At 41.3% G+C, this 19,145-nt stretch carries 17 protein-coding genes and 1 riboswitch; of the genes, 9 read left to right on the top strand and 8 right to left on the bottom strand.

The window, feature by feature from the left end:
• Window positions 1–334: 334 nt before the first annotated feature.
• Window positions 335–1,138: an envelope biogenesis factor ElyC gene (gene elyC, locus L4D20_RS10380; protein ID WP_428801497.1), complete on the top strand. Its 804-nt coding sequence runs from the start codon at window positions 335–337 to the stop codon at window positions 1,136–1,138.
• Window positions 1,139–1,269: 131 nt separating this feature from the next.
• Here the strand turns inward: elyC and torR are convergent, their stop codons facing one another.
• Entirely contained in the window at window positions 1,270–1,983 is a 714-nt protein-coding gene (gene torR, locus L4D20_RS10375) for a two-component system response regulator TorR (protein ID WP_428801496.1), read from the bottom strand.
• Between the two features lie 239 nt (window positions 1,984–2,222).
• Here torR and torD point away from each other — a divergent pair, with 239 nt between their 5' ends.
• From torD to L4D20_RS10355, 4 genes are all read left to right on the top strand, one after another.
• Entirely contained in the window at window positions 2,223–2,870 is a 648-nt protein-coding gene (gene torD / locus L4D20_RS10370) for a molecular chaperone TorD (protein WP_428801495.1), read from the top strand.
• A gap of 287 nt (window positions 2,871–3,157) precedes the next feature.
• Complete coding sequence (gene purR / locus L4D20_RS10365; protein WP_428801494.1) at window positions 3,158–4,165, top strand: HTH-type transcriptional repressor PurR; 1,008 nt, start codon at window positions 3,158–3,160, stop codon at window positions 4,163–4,165.
• Window positions 4,166–4,303: 138 nt separating this feature from the next.
• A riboswitch (cyclic di-GMP riboswitch) is annotated at window positions 4,304–4,407 on the top strand.
• Window positions 4,408–4,519: 112 nt separating this feature from the next.
• Window positions 4,520–5,110: a TfoX/Sxy family DNA transformation protein gene (locus L4D20_RS10360; protein ID WP_428801738.1), complete on the top strand. Its 591-nt coding sequence runs from the start codon at window positions 4,520–4,522 to the stop codon at window positions 5,108–5,110.
• Between the two features lie 162 nt (window positions 5,111–5,272).
• Entirely contained in the window at window positions 5,273–5,965 is a 693-nt protein-coding gene (locus L4D20_RS10355) for a TVP38/TMEM64 family protein (RefSeq protein ID WP_428801493.1), read from the top strand.
• A gap of 114 nt (window positions 5,966–6,079) precedes the next feature.
• Here the strand turns inward: L4D20_RS10355 and L4D20_RS10350 are convergent, their stop codons facing one another.
• The 4 genes from L4D20_RS10350 to topA all read right to left on the bottom strand — a co-directional run bounded on the left by L4D20_RS10350 (window position 6,080) and on the right by topA (window position 13,058).
• A complete protein-coding gene (locus tag L4D20_RS10350; protein ID WP_428801492.1) occupies window positions 6,080–6,877 on the bottom strand; it encodes an alpha/beta fold hydrolase in 798 nt (265 codons plus the stop codon).
• A 249-nt stretch (window positions 6,878–7,126) separates the two neighbouring features.
• Entirely contained in the window at window positions 7,127–8,581 is a 1,455-nt protein-coding gene (glgA, locus tag L4D20_RS10345) for a glycogen synthase GlgA (RefSeq protein ID WP_428801491.1), read from the bottom strand.
• The gene (glgC, locus tag L4D20_RS10340; RefSeq protein WP_428801490.1) at window positions 8,571–9,788 is read right to left on the bottom strand and encodes a glucose-1-phosphate adenylyltransferase; all 1,218 of its coding nucleotides are present in this window, start codon (window positions 9,786–9,788) and stop codon (window positions 8,571–8,573) included. The genes glgA and glgC overlap by 11 nt, the downstream gene beginning before the upstream one ends.
• Before the next feature lie 627 nt (window positions 9,789–10,415).
• The gene (gene topA / locus L4D20_RS10335; protein WP_428801489.1) at window positions 10,416–13,058 is read right to left on the bottom strand and encodes a type I DNA topoisomerase; all 2,643 of its coding nucleotides are present in this window, start codon (window positions 13,056–13,058) and stop codon (window positions 10,416–10,418) included.
• A 352-nt stretch (window positions 13,059–13,410) separates the two neighbouring features.
• Here topA and L4D20_RS10330 point away from each other — a divergent pair, with 352 nt between their 5' ends.
• Entirely contained in the window at window positions 13,411–13,659 is a 249-nt protein-coding gene (locus tag L4D20_RS10330) for a YciN family protein (RefSeq protein WP_428801488.1), read from the top strand.
• Between the two features lie 54 nt (window positions 13,660–13,713).
• Here the strand turns inward: L4D20_RS10330 and aroA are convergent, their stop codons facing one another.
• Window positions 13,714–14,994: a 3-phosphoshikimate 1-carboxyvinyltransferase gene (gene aroA / locus L4D20_RS10325; RefSeq protein WP_428801487.1), complete on the bottom strand. Its 1,281-nt coding sequence runs from the start codon at window positions 14,992–14,994 to the stop codon at window positions 13,714–13,716.
• A 268-nt stretch (window positions 14,995–15,262) separates the two neighbouring features.
• Between aroA and aat the strand changes: the two genes are divergently transcribed.
• From aat to infA, 3 genes are all read left to right on the top strand, one after another.
• On the top strand, window positions 15,263–15,985 hold the full coding sequence (gene aat / locus L4D20_RS10320) for a leucyl/phenylalanyl-tRNA--protein transferase (protein ID WP_428801737.1): 723 nt from the start codon (window positions 15,263–15,265) through the stop codon (window positions 15,983–15,985).
• On the top strand, window positions 15,982–16,680 hold the full coding sequence (locus L4D20_RS10315; RefSeq protein ID WP_428801486.1) for an arginyltransferase: 699 nt from the start codon (window positions 15,982–15,984) through the stop codon (window positions 16,678–16,680). Before aat ends, L4D20_RS10315 begins: the two co-directional genes overlap by 4 nt.
• 81 nt (window positions 16,681–16,761) lie before the next feature.
• Window positions 16,762–16,980, top strand: coding sequence for a translation initiation factor IF-1 (infA, locus tag L4D20_RS10310; protein ID WP_001040192.1), 219 nt, complete (start codon window positions 16,762–16,764; stop codon window positions 16,978–16,980).
• Window positions 16,981–17,065: 85 nt separating this feature from the next.
• Here infA and L4D20_RS10305 read toward each other — a convergent pair whose 3' ends face one another.
• The gene (locus tag L4D20_RS10305) at window positions 17,066–17,644 is read right to left on the bottom strand and encodes a thymidine kinase (protein ID WP_428801485.1); all 579 of its coding nucleotides are present in this window, start codon (window positions 17,642–17,644) and stop codon (window positions 17,066–17,068) included.
• Window positions 17,645–17,732: 88 nt separating this feature from the next.
• Window positions 17,733–19,121 carry a cysteine--tRNA ligase gene (gene cysS, locus L4D20_RS10300; protein ID WP_428801484.1) on the bottom strand — a complete coding sequence of 463 codons (1,389 nt, stop codon included), beginning with the start codon at window positions 19,119–19,121 and terminating at the stop codon, window positions 17,733–17,735.
• Window positions 19,122–19,145: the final 24 nt, after the last annotated feature.

Raw genomic sequence — 19,145 nt, 5'->3', positions numbered from 1 at the left:
TTTAAGCCTGATTGAAATCACGCTTTCAGGCTTAACGTGTTGAGGCCCCTTTTCAGAGAGAATCTACGTAAAGTTCATCATTCCATGACGGCCTAAAATTAGGCGCAAAAACTTGAAGCTCTTCCCAAACAATGACTTGGCGAAGCTAATTTTTACCTAACCCATAAGATTTTTTTACAAATTTGTGGGCAATATCGTCCAATTTACAGACCTTCGCCACGGTAGTTGGGTTATCATAATAAATTGTCCCGCTATTCTGTCATAGGAATGGTAGGAATAGAGAAGGATTCTCTTATTTTTATTATCAAGTGGTGTTTTTTCGGACTATTTTTGTATGTTTGAGCTGAAAAAGATTGTTTCTTCGTTATTGATGCCTTTGCCTGCGCTACTAATCGTTGGTTTTTTAGGCTTGATGCTTATTATGTTTACCGCTAAGCGAAAAACTGGATGTTTTGTCGTATTGTTCTCTCTTTGTGGTATTTTCCTGATCGCTTTCCAACCCGTTTCAACCCGTCTTCTTATGCCAATGGAGCGTACCTACTCCGCTTTCTTACCAGTTGATGAGTCTGTTGACTATGTCATGGTTCTTGGTAGCGGCCATGTCGTTGATGACCAAATCCCACCGACATCAGAGTTAAGTCGAACTGCTTTGATGAGGCTTAGCGAAGGTATTCGTGTTTCCCGTATGTACCCCGGCGCGAAACTCATTCTTTCTGGCTACGCCGGAGGGTCAGAATTTAGTAATGCCAGAATGATGGCAAAAGTTGCACTCGCATTAGGTGTCTCAAAGTCAGACATTATCTTACTTGAAACTGCGCAAGATACGTGGGAAGAAGCGCGTCAAGCCGCTGCATTTGTTGGGCAGAAAAGACTAATTCTTGTTACGTCTGCAAGCCACATGCAGCGTTCATTAAATGAATTCCATTCAGCTGGTATTAAACCAATTCCTGCTCCGACGAACTACCTAGCGCACCAAAACATCAACCAGCCTTGGGAGAAGTACACACCTAAAGCCCGCTATTTAGAGCAGACTGAGCGTTATTGGCATGAAACATTAGGGACCATTTGGCAATCATTGCGAGATAAAGCCGCCAACTATGAAGAAGACGCTTTAGACACTTCAAGCAGCGAACTTTAACGTTTCTAATTATCGATAGTGATATCACGATTTATAGATAACAGCTAAATATTATAAAGCCCGAGGTAATGCACTTACCTCGGGCTTTATAATATTTACCAACTCCAATAGCACTAGAATCGATTTATAAATCAATCACCAGCAAACATGTACCCTTCACCATGGACGGTAACAAAGATTTGTGGGTTCTTAGGGTCATACTCCATCTTTGATCTCATACGACGTATTAACACATCTATAGTACGATCATTGGGTGCATCGACACGATGACTGATCATATTTAGAATTCGTTCTCGGCTTAGCACCTGATTCGGGTAGGAAGACAGAGCAACCAATAACTCATATTCAGCCTTAGTCAATTTGACCGGGACTCCCTCTCGGCTAAGCGCACGACGTTGGATATCAAATGTCCACTCGCTAAAGTGAATCACTTTTTCGTCTTCGTTTTTCTTAACGGCAACCGACGTTGCGTTTTTAGCTGTTGAGATTCGCCATAGAAGATTCTTTACACGAACCAACAGCTCTCGTAATTCGAAAGGCTTGGTCACATAATCATCTGCGCCCATCTCCAAGCCAACAATCTTGTCTATATTGTCTGTACGCCCAGTCACAAGGATGATGCCTATATCTGACTGTCCACGAAGCTCCCGTGTCAACATAAGACCATCAGAGCCTGGCAAGTTAATATCAAGCATGACTAAATCAATGGGCTTTTTTTGTAATACTTCACGCATTTCTTCGCCATTTTCAGCTTCGCTAACTGCATAGCCTTCGTTTTGGAAGTAACCAACGAGCTTGCTACGTGTTACCGCGTCGTCTTCAACGACCAGTACATGATAAGTCATTTATACCACTTGTTTATTAGTTGGAATGATTAAACTCATATCATTCTATTCATAATTACTCACAATTCTAGCTCTACAAGAATGAAATGAACAATTAATGAGTGTTTATTGATTCAAAACAACCTAGCCATTCTGTTAACAAATCTAAATATTTACTCAATTTTTATCACAGTCGTAGTTACCGCTATTCACTTTTATTCGTTAAACTAAAAGAAGAATTTTTGTAAAGGCAGACCGACATGCAAGAAATAAAAACATTTAACGAAAAACGTGCTGAGATCTATTGGTGGCTATCAAGCTTGTTCGCAAAAGAACTGACGGTTCAAGATTTAGCACAATATCAAACCCCTCAGATCCGTTCGTTTCTTACTGGGTTAGGTGAAAATGAAACATTAAAGCCTTCAATCGATAGACTCGTAGACGCACTCAACCGATTGCTCGACCGTGAAGACGCACAACTTGAATTGTCTGCTGACTTCTGTGACCTTTTTTTAAAGTCAGACAAAGACTCTGCGCTGCCTTATGCGTCGATGTACATTGGTAAATCGGGCCTTCTCAATGACGTCCCTGCAAAAGAAGTGGCAGAGCTAATGGCACAGCATGGTGTAACTGTTGACGAAACTCTTAATGAACCTGCTGACCATCTGGCCGTTGAACTCGATTTCTTAGGTAATCTTATTATTCGTTCGAACGAGTTAGAACAAGAAAAGCATTTAGACGAAGCACTTGCAGAGCAAGAACAGTTTATCAGCACACATATTCTTACATGGACACCGCAGTTCAATGAGAAGTGTCAGAAGCTCGATGAGTTCGGCTTCTACGCATCAGTTTCTGAGTTATTGTGCGCTTTCTTAGAGCTTGATTGTCGTTATTTGGTTGGCGAATAAACAATCTGCTTCAGAAAGTAACAAAGTTTCAAAAAATTGCCATGATATTGTCTAATTGTGGTTTTAGATCACGTCAAAGTAGTCTGTTTTCGTTGCTTGTACTACGTATGACGTCTAAAATTAGCACCGATAATGACAATTATATTGAATAATAAACCGCTATTACAGGCGGTTTTTGTGTTTTAGGCACTTGGACACTTGATTTGTTTGTAGATACAAGCGATTTGTAGATGTAACCCGTTTATAAGCGCAAATTATTTACTTCGCCACTTAATAGGACAGGAATTATGGCCACAATTAAAGATGTTGCTCGCTTAGCCGGCGTATCAACAACCACCGTATCTCACGTTATAAATAAGACTCGATTTGTGGCTGAAACCACCCAAGAAAAAGTAAATAAAGCAGTAGACGAATTAAACTACGCACCAAGTGCCGTTGCTCGTAGTTTAAAGTGCAATACCACACGCACCATCGGTATGCTCGTCACGCAATCAACCAATTTGTTCTTTTCTGAAGTGATCGATGGTGTTGAGAGCTACTGTTACCGTCAAGGCTATACGCTTATCTTGTGTAACACTGGTGGAATATACGAGAAACAACGCGACTATATTCGCATGCTAGCTGAAAAACGTGTCGATGGTATTTTAGTGATGTGTTCAGATTTAACTGAAGAACTTCGAGAGATGCTTGATCGTCATGCTGACATCCCTAAGGTTGTTATGGATTGGGGCCCTGAAACGTCTCAAGCCGATAAGATCATCGATAATTCAGAAGAAGGCGGTTATTTAGCGACGAAATACCTCATTGATAAAGGTCATACCGATATTGCATGCCTAAGTGGCCATTTTGAAAAAGCAGCTTGCCAAGAACGTATCGCAGGATTTAAACGCGCTTTAACCGAAGCCAACCTTAAAATCGATGAAGATTGGATTCTAGAAGGTAACTTTGAGTGCGATACAGCCGTATTAGCCGCTGACAAAATTGTCGCTATGGATAACAAGCCTACTGCCGTTTTTTGTTTCAACGATACGATGGCTTTAGGCCTTATTAGTCGTCTAGGGCAAAAAGGCGTCAATGTACCAAATGACATTTCAGTGATCGGTTACGACAATATTGAATTGGCTGAGTATTTCTCTCCTCCTCTCACAACTGTTCACCAACCTAAACGACGTGTGGGTAAAAATGCTTTTGAGATCTTACTTGAGCGAATTAAAGACAAAGATCATGAAAAACGTGTGTTCGAAATGCATCCAGAGATCGTAGAACGTAATACAGTTCGCGATCTAACTAAATAATAGTTATGTCATTTATCGAAACTTGCGTATTTTGTGATATAGTTTAGACTCATTATTGAGACAAATTTATTGAATAAACATCACAGTAATAGAATCCAAATGTGAAGTTCATTCCTAATTGGTCGTCTTTAATAGAAGTCACGCACAGGGCAAACCATTTGAAAAAGTGGGACGCAAAGCCTCCGGCCTAAACCAGATCTTCTGTCTTAACAGAGTTTTTGATAGGTAGCGGGGTTGCCGATGGCAAACAATGCAAACACAAGTTTACTTACGAATGACACAGTTTCTGCATGTTTTGCTAATCTCTCGGACCTGATTTGGTGGCGTATTTTACATACACCGAGAACATACAGCATGGATAAACCAGTACTAAAAGACTCAATGAGGCTGTTTGAACAGCTTGGACGAGTAAAGTCTCGTTCAATGTTTGGCGGCTTCGGCATTTTTATCGAAGAGACAATGTTTGCACTTGTTGTAAACGATAAGCTTCATATAAGAGCCGATAGCAATACAGTCAAAAAATTCAAACAACAAGGCTATGAACCGTACGTCTATAAAAAACGCGGTCACCCCGTCGTTACAAAGTATTATGCTTTGCCTAATGACTGGTTAGCGAATCCGACATCCACTCTATCAGAAGCAAAAAATTCACTCGATATTGCTAAGAAAGAGAAAGAGAGCCAAGCAGCAGCAAAGCCAGACCGTCTTAAGGATCTGCCAAACCTGAGGCTTGCAACCGAAAGAATGCTCAAGAAAGCGGGCATTGATTCGGTTACAACTTTAGAACAGAGAGGCGCTGTAGAGGCTTATAAAGCCATTCAGCAATCACATGCTTCAGATGTGGGATTAGAGCTGTTGTGGGCACTAGAGGGAGCGATTAAAGGCACTCACTGGTCTGTCGTACCTCAAAACCGAAGAGATGAACTTTCAGGTCGATTAAGGTAATCCCACTTTTAAATCGGATTACTCAGCTAAAGCCAACGTCAATACGTTGGCTTTTTTATTGCCTTCTGTTTCTAAATCCGATAATTGTTCGTTGTTATTGAAATTTTTACGTCTTAATGCTGTTCTTAATAGGCACACCCAAAACTCATCGGCTCTATATTTATGAACAAAAAACTTTTCCTCGGCCTCTTACTCATCGGCGTCATTATCTTCCTTACTCTTAATTATGGGCAGCTACTAACGTTAGATAATGCAAAAGCACAACAAGAGTCTCTAGCACAATTCATTGAGTCTAATTTCTTAGTTGCTGCATTAAGTTACTTTGGGATTTATATTGTTGTTACCGCATTATCTATACCTGGCGCAGCTGTTGTGACACTACTAGGCGCTGCGTTATTTGGTTTTTGGACCAGTCTTTTGCTTGTATCTTTCGCCAGCACGATTGGGGCGACTCTTGCATTTCTTAGCAGTCGCTTTCTACTTAAAGAATGGGTACAAAACAAATTTGGAGATAAGCTCTCAACAATTAATGAAGGTGTTAAAAAAGATGGGGCTTTCTATCTATTTACATTAAGGCTTATTCCAGTCGTACCCTTCTTTCTAATCAATTTGCTGATGGGCTTAACGCCTATCTCAGCCGCTCGATTTTATCTTGTAAGTCAATTGGGCATGCTACCGGGCACGGCAGTGTATCTTAACGCTGGTACCCAACTTGCGAAGATTGAAAGCTTATCCGGTATTGTTTCACTCCCCGTTATTTTATCCTTTGTCCTACTTGGTCTTTTTCCTATCATCACTAAAAAAGTCATGGGTCTATTAAAGGGCTCTTCTGTAAAAAAACACAATGAAGCATAGACTCATCGATCGACCTAAACCGAGTGAATGAAAAAGAGTGAATGTGAAAGTACATCTAAACGAATACAGGCCTGCAAAATGCAAGCCTGTGTATTATTTGAAGAGCCTTAAACTTTAACGACTACAGTTTTTAATAAACTCGATAGAGTGACGATTAAACTCTTCAGGGCGTTCGACATTACATACATGTCCACAATCAGGAATTTCAAGAAGCTGACTGTCATGGTGCGCCGCTACCATCTCTTTTGCAGGTTGAATAAACATATAGTCTTGCTCGCCCATTAGATACAGAGTAGGAATTGGCATTGCTCTATGCTTAAAGTATCTCATTAATGGGTTAACTTCCGCCGTTAGAATAAACCAACGTTTAAACTCTTTTTGGCACAATTTTTTAGCTTCGCGCACAAACATATGTCGCGACTCTTTTTGATTACGCTGTGGCATAACGACATAAGCAAATAGGCGATATAGCCACATGTAAGGGATAATGTGCTTACTTAAGTCACCAAGTTTAATTAGTATTTGCGATCGCGTGTTGAGACGAGTTACCGCTCCGCCTAACACCATGCTATGAACACGTTCTGAAGCAATTTCTGCAATATTCTGAACAATAATGGTGCCTAAAGACATTCCGACAAAATGTGCCGAACGAATTTTCACATGATCCAGTACTTTTAAGATATCTAAGGTTACTTCTTTAAATGTGTAGCGGTTAGAAATAATATCTTTGATGAAGTGATTGGATTTACCGTGGCCACGCAGATCAAGCAACAGAATATTGAAGTGTTCTTTATAAGCTTTGATTTGTTTGAACCATATCGACGAGCTCCCTCCCGCACCATGCACAAAAACAACCCACTCGTTACTCGTAGGGTGTTCATATGTCTTATGGAAAAGTAAAGTTTGTGACATTATTCAATAAAACCTAAGTGAAATAATTATTATCCTGAGCGTAGAAGACTACCACATTACCATGCAATTACTATTCTTCGACCGCTAAAGGTACGTGAAATGGTAGACCAGCTGTCGCCCTAAGCTATAATTAGTAACAAGATTGGGCCTAAACAACCATATTTATGCGAAGATTGCTGCAGATCTGACCACAAAAAAAGCGCCCTAAGGCGCTTTCTGATAGCAAATAAAACTAAGTATTCGCGCAGACTATCGAGTGCTACGGTACATCTCTAAGTAATGTTTCGCTGCTTTTTCCCAACAGAAATTCTGCTTCATTGCATCGAGCTGCAATCTACGAATTTCTGCGGTATTTTGTGCATAAAGCAGTAAAGTGCGAAGTAACGTGATCAACAATGCTTCTGGAGTTGGCTTAGTAAAGACAAAACCAGTCCCCTTATCAGGCTCATCATCATAATCTGTTACACTGTCTTTAAGCCCGCCAACACCACGAACAATAGGAAGCGTACCATAAGCCATACTATAGATTTGATTTAGACCACAAGGCTCGAACTCTGACGGCATTAAAAAGAAATCAGAACCCGCTTCTACCCAATGGGCAAGCTTATTATTATAAGCTTCAACAAATGCAAACTTATCACCGAATTGTGCAGCGATATCTTTAAGCTTACTTGCGAGTATAGGGTCACCGGTACCCACAATCACAAGCTGTACATCATGCTTCAAGAACTCATGCAAAATAGGCAACAAATAATGAACACCTTTTTGTTGCGTTAAGCGACAAACCATACCGTAGACAGCAACATCTTTGACTGGTAACCCCACTTCTTCTTGAAGAGCCTGACGAGTCGCTTTTTTACCACGAATCATACTCTGCTTTGTTGCACGGTATTTTTTAGGCAAATAAGCATCAGTTTCAGGATTCCAAGATGAGTAATCACAACCATTGAGGATGCCGACTAAATCGTCTTTACGTAGATTAAATTCATGCGCCATACCATGGCTACCGAGCTCAGTTTTTAGCTCTTCTGCGTAGGTAGGACTCACTGCATTTATTTTATCAGCACACATTACGCCTGCCTTAAGCATCGTAATATGTGTTTCACTCACTGCGGCTTCTGGAACATGCCTAGTACCAAACTCCGGCACTGCCTGCAATTCATCATAGCTAAATACACCTTTAAATACGGCATTATGAATAGATATAACGCTGCGCATCGAGCTATAAAAAGAATCAGACTGGTGACGAACCTTAAGAAAATAAGGTACAAGACCTGTATGCCAGTCGTTTGCATGAATAATGTCTGGCTGAAAACCAAGTTTAGGTAACATATCTAAACTCGCCGCACTAAAAAATGCGAAACGTTCAGCGTTATCAGCATAAGCTTGATTGTTTTCTGCATACATTTCGTTGCGAGAAAAATATTTCTCACAACGAATAGCATAAACAGGTACGCCTGCAACTTCAGTTTGAACCACTTGATACTGAGTATGCGGTGACGTTTCTAGCTGAGTATCAAGCAACACTTCTGCTTTTTCAATATCAGGTATCTGACTATAAGCAGGAATGGCGAGACGAACATCTTGTTTCAAATTTAACAAGGATTCGGGCAGTGCCTTAGCAACATCCGCTAAGCCACCACTTTTGATCAATCCTTCAACTTCAGAAGCAACAAATAAGATTGAAAGTTTTTTAGTAGCCAATTTTTGCACTCTTTCCAATGACTACAACACCATCTTCTGAAACGTGATAGCGCTTCTTATCTTCTTGCAAGTTCACACCAATTTGAGTGCCCGGAGCGATATCTGCATTCTTATCAACAATAACGCGACGTAATACACAGCCTTCACCGATCTTAACGTCACCTAGCAAGATACTTTCGCTAATGTCACACGCTGATGCAATGTTACTTCTAAACCCAAGTACCGATTTTTCAATTCTTGAACCGCGTACGTAGCTACCATTACAAACCAAGCTATCGATGATCTGAACTCGACCGTTGTCTGAATCGGTAAACGTTGCTGGTGGAAGTGCTGGATAGAACGTATGTAGAGGCCACTTACGGTTGTATAGAGAGAAAGGAGCATCTTTCTTCAATAAGTCCATATGAGCTTGCCAGTACGCATCAATCGTACCTACATCACGCCAATATACTTCTTCTTTTTCGCCTGTGATTTTGTTGGTGCTGAAGTCATAAACAAATACGTCACCACGTGGGTACATATTTGGAATGATGTCGTTACCGAAATCGTGCGAAGAGTCTTCTTTATCTGCATCTTCGATAAGCTCAGCGTAAAGGCTGTTTGCTTCAAAGATGTAATTACCCATAGAAACTAGCGCATTCTCTGGGTCACCTGGGATAGCTTTAGGGTTCGTTGGTTTCTCTTCAAAGCCAACCATACGACCTTCAATATCAACTTCGATAACACCAAACTGTGACGCTTCAGCTAGTGGCATACGGAGTGCAGAAACAGTCAGTGCTGCTTCTTTTTCTTTGTGGAAATCAAGCATCTGCTTAATGTCCATTTTATATATATGATCCGAACCAAAAATACATACATGTTCTGGTTCAGCAAGCTCAATAAACCTAAGGTTTTGGTAGATCGCATCTGCAGTACCTTCGTACCATCGTTTACCTGTTCTCATTTGAGCTGGAATCGGATCGATGAAACGATCTGTAATTCCGCTAATGTTCCAACCTTTTTTCATGTGGTGGAACAGAGATTGGGATTTGAATTGAGTCAATACGTAGATACGCATCAAGTCTGCATTTACAAAGTTATTCAGTGCAAAATCGATTAATCGATAGCTTCCACCAAAAGGAACCGCAGGCTTACTGCGAGATTCAGTGAGAGGTCTAAGGCGAGAACCTTCGCCTCCCGCAAGAATCATTCCTAAAACACCAGCCATTTTTTTCTCCATATTTATTATATTATTTATTTTTTCGCGCCATTTTTATTAGTATTGGGGGCGACGCTATTGTCCATAACCTATGTAAAGCATGTGTCTATCGCACAATTTGCACAAACAGGCGCATATACGTTAACTGCTTCCCAAATAATTACAATTTTAAATATGCAATTACGTTAGCTAATCGCAAACTACATTCTGACAGTCTTGCCTAGCTCACATATATTTCGAGCACAAAAACAAGTTAGCAACAATTATAAAACAAGCCATTAAGGTACGACCAGCCCTTGCGCCAACTGAGTTATAACTGACAAAACACTTAGTAATCGAGTGAATATCACAATTGTTATAACATTTACTATGTACGCTATTGAGGCAAAAAATGTTAATTTTCGTGAATAATAATTAGCTGATAATGAATATGTGTAACTACTTCGTTTCGGCACTGGCTTCACTTAGAAACCAGAACTAAAACTTGGATAGCTAGACTGTAGTAAAATTGTCACTCAACAATCGTAGACACATTATGTTACAACCATCTTGCGGAATATCATTAAATAGCGCAAAGCTCTCGTCCTTTGTCTCTATTCTGGAACAAAAAAAGCAGCTCAATGAGCTGCTTTTCCTTTATTTCTTCGTTTCAGTTTTCTTGGGCTTTTTCCGCTTATCGGTAATTTCCCATTTGCCATCAATATAAAGACCGGTCCAACCTGACGGTTTGCCGTCTATTTCAGAGCGAACATAGTTCTCTTTCGACTTACGGCTAAAGCGAACAACCGTTGGCCTACCATCCGGATCTTCCGTTGGAGCGTCGGCTAAATAAGTGAACTTCGGCGACAGTCTCTCTTTGAATCGAGCCAATTCAGACACTAATGGCGCTCTTGTTTCACGAGATTTAGGAAAGTTACTCGCGGCCATAAACAGACCAGAAGCACCGTCTCGTAACACGAAGTACGCGTCTGAGTTTTCACAGGGTAATTCAGGTAAATGAACCGGGTCTTCCTTCGGCGGTGCAACTTCGCCATTTCGTAAGATCTTACGCGTGTTCTTACATGTCTCGCTTGTGCAGTCCATGTATTTGCCAAAGCGACCGTTTTTAAGCACCATATCTGCAGAACATTTATCACACTCTACCAGCGGGCCGTCATAGCCTTTGACTTTAAACTCACCAAACTCGACAACATAGCCATCACAGTTAGGGTTGTTACCACACACATGCATCTTACGCTTTTCATCGATAAGATACGCATCCATCGCGGTTTCGCAGATAGGGCAACGTTTTTTAGCACGAAGCGCTTCAGTCTCAACGTCTTCTTCTAAAACATTGATGACGCCATCTTCATCACCTAAGTTGATTGTTGTTTTGCAACGCTCTTTAGGGGATAACGCGTAACCAGAACAGCCTAAGAATACGCCTGTTGAAGCGGTACGGATACCCATAGTGCGTGAACAAGTCGGACATTCAATATCAGTTTCAACGATATTGTTTGGCTTCATTCCGCCTTCTAACTCATCAAGGTCGGCTTTCTCTAGATCACCGGTAAAGTCAGTAAAGAAGTTATCTAATACGCCTTTCCAATCAGTATGACCTTCTGCTACTTGGTCAAGCTTAGCTTCCATTCTTGCTGTGAAGTCGAAGTTCATTAAATCATCAAAACTGTTGTCTAGACGATCGGTAACGATTTCACCCATTTTCTCAGCATAAAAACGGCGCTGATCTACTTTCACATAACCACGATCTTGAATCGTTGAAATAATAGACGCATACGTTGAAGGACGACCAATACCACGCTTCTCAAGCTCTTTAACCAATGCAGCTTCCGTAAATCGTGCTGGCGGCTTGGTAAAGTGCTGCTTAGGGTCTAGAGTTTCAAGCTTCAGTGTATCGCCTACCTGAACAGCAGGTAGAATTTGATCTTCATTTTTACCAAGGGGACGCTGAACGCGTGTCCAACCGTCAAACTTTAGAATTCGGCCCTTCGCTTTCAGCGTATACTCATCAGCTTTAACACTTACTGTGGTTGAATCGTATTTGGCTTTGGTCATTTGACACGCAACAAATTGATTCCAGATCAGAGTGTAAACTTTCTGAGCGTCTGGCTCCATTCCTTGCAAATCTTCTGTTTTCACTTCAACGCTAGACGGACGAATCGCTTCGTGAGCCTCTTGAGCCCCTTCTTTGCTTCCGTACACTAACGGTTTCGCAGGAAGGTAGCTCTCACCATATTCGCTGTTGATAAACTCTCTAACCGTCTCTACAGCCTCTGAACTCAAGTTAGTTGAGTCAGTACGCATATAAGTGATGTAACCACCCTCATAGAGCCTTTGAGCGAGCATCATGGTCTTTTTCACACCATAACCTAGGCGTGTACTCGCAGCTTGCTGCAGTGTCGACGTGATATATGGCGCTGAAGGTTTGCTTGATGTTGGTCTATCTTCACGTTTACATACTTCGTAAGCGGCGTTTTCTAATACGCTAACCGCAGCTTGAGTTTCTTGCTCATTGGTCGGCTTAAACGCCACGCCATTTTTTTGAGCTACTTGTAAACGGAAATTTGTTTCTGTACTGGTCAGCGTATCAGCATGGATATCCCAGAACTCTTCTGGAATAAACGCTTTAATTTCACGCTCACGCTCAACAAGTAATTTCACAGCTACTGACTGTACACGGCCAGCCGACAAACCACGTGCTACTTTTTTCCAAAGTAGTGGTGACACCATAAACCCAACAACGCGATCCATAAAACGACGTGCTTGTTGAGCATTGACACCATCCATATTCAACTCACCAGGTGTTTCAAATGCCTGTTGGATTGCATTTTTAGTGATTTCGTTAAATACAACTCGCTTATATCGCTCTTCATCGCCACCGATGATCTCACGAAGGTGCCATGCGATAGCTTCTCCCTCGCGATCCAAATCGGTTGCGAGATAGACATAATCTGCGTCTTTAGCCAGTTTTTGTAGTTCAGCTACAACCTTCTCTTTACCGGGAAGGACTTGGTAGTTTGCTTCCCAATCTTTAAACGGGTTGATGCCCATTTTTTTAATGAGAGCTTTGCGGTCTTTCTCTTTCTTGATGCGTGCTTTCTCTTCAACACTCATCCCTTTAGTAGAAATAGCTGCAGCTTTTTTGCCGGTGCTTTGACCAGCAGTCGGAAGATCACGGACATGACCGACGCTAGATTTAACGATGAAATCTTTACCAAGGTACTTATTAATAGTTTTTGCCTTGGCTGGTGATTCCACTATAACGAGTGATTTACCCATATTGACTCAAATGTCCTTAATCGCTGCGCGAAAATTTATCGCATGACATACTTAAATGCTTGTTCTTTTTTTACTATTGAGCGAGATTACAAGAAGATCAATATCTTTTTTAAAAAAATAAATTCAATTGGTCGACAATTCAGCAAATTCACCGATAAAGTGTCGAAGAAAGAAATGAATCACGCCTCAATAAGTTGGCACATACTAAACGTCCAAGTCGTTGTGTTTCTAGTACTTCACATAAAACTTAGTCGTAAATCACAAAATCTGATTTCACATTTCTGATTGTATTTCCATTTTTCTGACATAAACTAAGGCAAAATTTCGATTTAGTGAAAAATGAAGATTTTCTATGAGTGAAAAAAAACCTATCGCCAAGTTCGACCTTTTACTAATTGCTAATCAAATCATTCAAGAGCATGAAGACTACATTGAAGGAATGAGAGCGACATCTGTAGAAGAAAAAGACGAAGTCTTAATATTCAAAGGTGATTACTTTCTGGATGCCAATGGATTGCCAACCCAAAATACGACCGCCGTATTTAATATGTTCAAATATTTGGCTCACCAACTATCGAAAGAGTTTACGATTGAAGATTAAAAAAGCTTGCCATATGGCAAGCTTTTCTTCGTCACAGTACGATAGGTGTTTGGTCTAAACGCTCAATTCAGACAGTTTTTCGAAATAACCAGGGAATGTTTTTGACGTACATTTAGGGTCATTGATTGTTACCGCAGTATCACTCAATGCGACTAGAGAAAAACACATCGCCATACGGTGATCGTCGTAGGTATCAATTGCAGCATGTTTTAGCTCTGCTGCTGGCTTGATGATAATGTAATCCTCACCTTCTTCAACTTCAGCACCCACTTTACGCAATTCGGTCGCCATCGCCGCTAGACGATCCGTCTCTTTTACGCGCCAATTGTATACGTTTCGAATTGCCGTTGTACCTTTAGCAAATAACGCCGTTGTAGCAATGGTCATCGCCGCATCAGGAATGTGGTTGTAATCCATATCAATGGCATTCAGTTCGCCGCAACGTGAGATAACGTAATCATCTCCCCATTCGATTTCTGCACCCATTTTTTCAAGTGCATCAGCAAACTGAACATCACCTTGGATACTATTTTTCCCTATTCCTGTCACTTTGATTTCACCACCTTTAATGGCAGCAGCGGCAAGGAAGTATGAGGCAGAAGATGCATCACCTTCAACAAGAAAATCTCCAGGTGCAACATATGATTGACCAGTTTTAACAACAAACGATTGATAGTCATTGTTTACAACGTCGACACCAAACTGTTTCATGATATGAAGTGTGATATCAATGTAAGGTTTGGAGACTAACTCACCTTCAATGTTGATGGTGATATCACCTTTTGCTAACGGCGCCGACATTAAAAATGCCGTTAGGAACTGGCTAGAGATCGACCCATCAATAGAAACGGTGCCCGACTCAAGACCTGTAGCGGTAATTTTCAGAGGTGGGTAATCTTCATTCTCAAGATATTCAATCTTCGCACCTGCTTCGCGCAATGCGTTAACCAGATGTCCAATTGGACGCTCTTTCATACGAGGCTCACCCGTCAATACGAATTCACCCGAACCTAGACACAAAGCAGCCGCTAGTGGACGCATTGCCGTTCCTGCATTGCCTAAGAAGAGCTCTTGTGCCTGCTCTACGTTAAACGCTTCACCAAGACCAACCACTTCACATACTGTCTTATCTTGCGACAATTTATAATTCACACCCAGTTGAGTCAGGGCATTTAGCATGTGACGAATATCATCACTATCAAGCAAGTTGGTTAAACGTGTCGTACCTTTAGCAAGAGCCGCTAGTAGTAACGCACGATTAGAGACGCTTTTTGAACCAGGCAAGTTCACGACGCCATTTACTTTTTCTATGGGTTGTAACGTAAGGCTTTCCATTAAAATTTCATATCCTCGGTATCACCGCGGTACTTCCTTGAGCTAAGCAGTGATGAAAATTTTTCGTACTTGCAGACTAACTAAAATATTGAGTGAACTCCAGAGCTAATCCATGAATCGTTAGAAAAATTTTACGCTCTGAATTTACCTTTTGTTCGTCAACCTATTGACATTGAAAATACCGCTTAAGTTCCAACATATACTGACAAATGGTGGAAAAGTGAATACCATTAATAAACACTCTTGCTTTCAATATTCAACACTCTTTATGGCTATCTATTTAACCGAGTTATCCCTAACTAAATTCGATTTCCCCTCACCTTATGAAGCGATGCCAGAGCCTAATGGATTACTCGCTTTTGGTGGTGATCTCTCGGCGGAGCGAATTTATTCAGCCTACCAGCACGGTATTTTCCCTTGGTATGGTCCGGGAGAACCTATTCTATGGTGGAGCCCTGCACCAAGAGCAGTATTTGAACCGTTGACCTACGCGCCATCAAAGAGTCTCAAAAAGTTTCAAAAAAAACAGCAGTATCGCGTCAGTATCAATCGCGCTACTGAACAGGTTATACGGTTGTGTGGTCAAGTTCGCCCTGCTGAGGAGACATGGCTCAATGACGAGATGCAAAATGCTTATATTGAGTTAGCAAAACAAGGTCACTGCCACTCTGTGGAGGTTTGGCAAGAAGAGCACCTTGTTGGTGGTCTCTATGGAATACAGGTCGGCACATTATTTTGTGGTGAGTCGATGTTTAGCCTAAAAGATAATGCGTCAAAAATTGCGCTTTGGTATTTTTGTCATCATTTTCAAAAGCATGGTGGTCAATTGATAGACTGCCAAGTGATGAATGCTCACCTAGCCTCATTAGGTGCGAGCGAACTACCACGTGACGAATTTTTAGAATCATTGCTATTATTAAAACACCAACAAGTCAATATGAATTGCTTTAGTGCCCAATGGTTAGCATCTCCGTTAGAGGAACATAAATGAGCTCTGATATTCAACAGATCAGAATCGGCTTAACCGATAGCCACCCCTGTAGTTATCTTGAAGATAGAGACGAACGAGTGGCAGTGGCGCTTGATACACAAATGCACTCACCTTCAAGTTATGAGGTATTACTAGCGAATGGGTTTCGCCGTAGTGGTGACACCATCTATAAACCGCACTGTGATAGCTGCCAATCTTGTAATGCATTACGTGTATCTGTTCCAGAGTTTGTTCTTTCTAAGAGCCAACGACGCCTTAAAAATAAGGCGAACAATTATCGTTGGGAATTAAAAGAAGAGATGGATCAAAGTTGGTTTGAGCTTTACTCCCACTACATAAACACTCGTCATCAGAAAGGCAGTATGTTTCCACCTAAGTGTGAGGAGTTTGCAAAATTCTCAAATTGCGCATGGTTAAACACCAAGTTCTTACATATCTATCTGGAAGATAAACTGGTTGCCATCGCCGTTACTGATGTTATGAGCAATAGTGCGAGTGCTTTTTATACGTTTTTTGACCCTGATGTAACTATTTCACTAGGAACGCTCGGTGTTCTCTGTCAGCTAGAATACTGCCTTGAACAAGGCAAACAGTGGCTCTACTTGGGTTACCAGATAGATGAATGTGCAGCAATGAACTATAAAGTCCGGTTTCATCGTCATCAAAGGCTAGTAAATCAACGTTGGCAAGGGTAGAATACGCTCCAACTTTACATAATTCCCATTTTAGCGGCGAGTATGACCCGTTAAGATTGCCAAATTTCTAAAGAGGATTAAATGGCTAAAGAAGACGTAATTGAGATGCAAGGCACTGTCCTTGATACTCTTCCAAACACAATGTTCCGTGTTGAGCTAGAAAACGGTCACGTAGTTACAGCTCACATCTCTGGTAAAATGCGTAAGAACTACATTCGTATTCTTACTGGTGACAAAGTAACTGTAGAGATGACTCCATACGACCTATCTAAAGGCCGTATCGTCTTCCGTGCTCGTTAATCTCTGACTGCCTAGCGCAATCTGAATTAATCGAATACAACAAAAAGCGGAGCACTATGCTCCGCTTTTTGTTGTCTGCTGTTTATTACTTGCCTAGTGCTTCTTTGTAGTGACGACGGCAAGCTGAAACGTAGCGATCATTGCCACCAATCGCGACCTGATCACCCTCGGCTATCGCGTTACCTGCTTCATCGGTTCTGATCACCATGTTCGCTTTACGGCCACAGTGACAAATCGTTTTAAGCTCTACAAGCTTGTCAGCCCAAGATAGAAGATATTGACTACCTTCAAACAACTCACCTAGAAAGTCGGTTCTTAAACCGTAGCAAAGCACCGGTATATTCAATTTATCGACAACTTCAGTGAGTTGATACACTTGTTCCTTTGATAAGAACTGGCATTCATCGACTAAAATGCAGTGACGCTTTTCAATCTCGTTAAGGTGTGAGATTTCTTCATAAAGATTTGTTTCACGTCTAAAAAGCTGAGCTTCCGATTGAAGACCGATACGTGAACTCACCTTACCAATACCATAACGGTCATCTAGAGCAGCGGTAAAAATAACCGGTGTCATTCCACGCTCTTGATAGTTAAACGATGATTGTAAAAGTGTTGTTGATTTACCCGCATTCATTGCTGAGTAATAGAAGTACATTTGTGCCACAGAAAGTACCTACAGTGCTAATGTGTAAATCGAAAATATAAAAAGAGATTCAAATAAGAAAGGACTAATAAATTAGCCCTTTCTTCAATTACTTACGACGCCAAGTAGTGCCATCTGCACCGTCTTCAAGAACGATGCCCATTTCATTGAGCCTGTCTCTTGCAACGTCTGCGTTAGCCCAGTCTTTTGAAGCTCTAGAGTCATTACGCAGCTTTATCATTGCTTCAATCTCAGCCACTTCATCGTTATCGGCTGAATCACCCTTTAGAAAAGCTTCCGGCTCTTGATGCAAAATACCGATAACATCGGCAAGTTCACGCATTAGGCTGCCAAGCTCGCTCGCTTTTTGAATGTTGTCCGCTTTGATACGGTTAATATCACGCGCCATTTCAAACAGGACTGAATAAGCTTCAGGCGTATTGAAATCATCATTCATCGCTTCAGAGAATCGAGAAATGTACTGTTCGCCACCAGCAGCAGGAACAGATAAGTCTAGGCCTCTAAGAGAGGTATATAGTCGCTCTAATGAAGCGCGAGCTTGGTTTAAGTTCTCTTCGCTATAGTTAAGCTGACTGCGATAGTGGCCTGACATCAAGAAGTAGCGAACTGTCTCTGCGTCGTAGTGAGTCAGCACATCACGAATAGTAAAGAAGTTACCCAGTGACTTTGACATCTTTTCTCTATCAACCATCACCATGCCGCTGTGCATCCAAGTATTCACATACTGAGTGCCATGTGCGCAGCAAGATTGTGCAATTTCATTTTCATGGTGTGGGAATTGTAAATCTGAACCACCACCATGAATATCAAAGTGGTTACCAAGAATAGAAGAGTTCATCGCGGAACATTCAATGTGCCAACCAGGACGGCCAGGACCCCAAGGTGATTCCCATGTTGGTTCACCCGGCTTCGACATTTTCCAAAGTACAAAGTCCATACTGCTACGTTTTACACTGGCTTCTTCAATAGTCACGCGAGAGCCCGCTTGTAACTGTTCAAGATCTTGACCAGAAAGGCGGCCGTATTCGTCATACTTTTTAACTTCAAACATCACATCGCCATTACTAGCAACATAAGCAAAGCCACGTTCAATCAGCTTTTCAACTAATTCAATAATCTCTTGGATGTACTCTGTCGCACGTGGTTCAACATCTGGACGCTTCATATTCAATGCATCAAAATCTTCGTGCATTTCAGCGATTAAACGCTCAGTCAAAGAATCACATGACTCGCCGTTTTCTGCTGCTCGCTTAATGATCTTATCGTCGATGTCGGTAATGTTACGAACGAAGTTAAGATCAAAGCCTAAGTAACGTAAGTAACGTGAAACCACATCGAAAGAGACAAAAGTACGACCATGACCAATATGACAGAGATCGTATATGGTTACCCCACAGACATACATGCCTATCTTTCCGGCATTGATTGGTTTGAATTCCTCTTTCTGTCTCGTGAGTGTGTTATATATCTTTAACATGATCTCTATCTAATATTAGGTGAA

This window comes from Vibrio kyushuensis, assembly GCF_050337325.1.
Classification (GTDB): domain Bacteria; phylum Pseudomonadota; class Gammaproteobacteria; order Enterobacterales; family Vibrionaceae; genus Vibrio; species Vibrio kyushuensis.
Note: the sequence above shows the minus strand (reverse complement) of the source record. Positions and strands in the feature narration are given on the sequence as shown.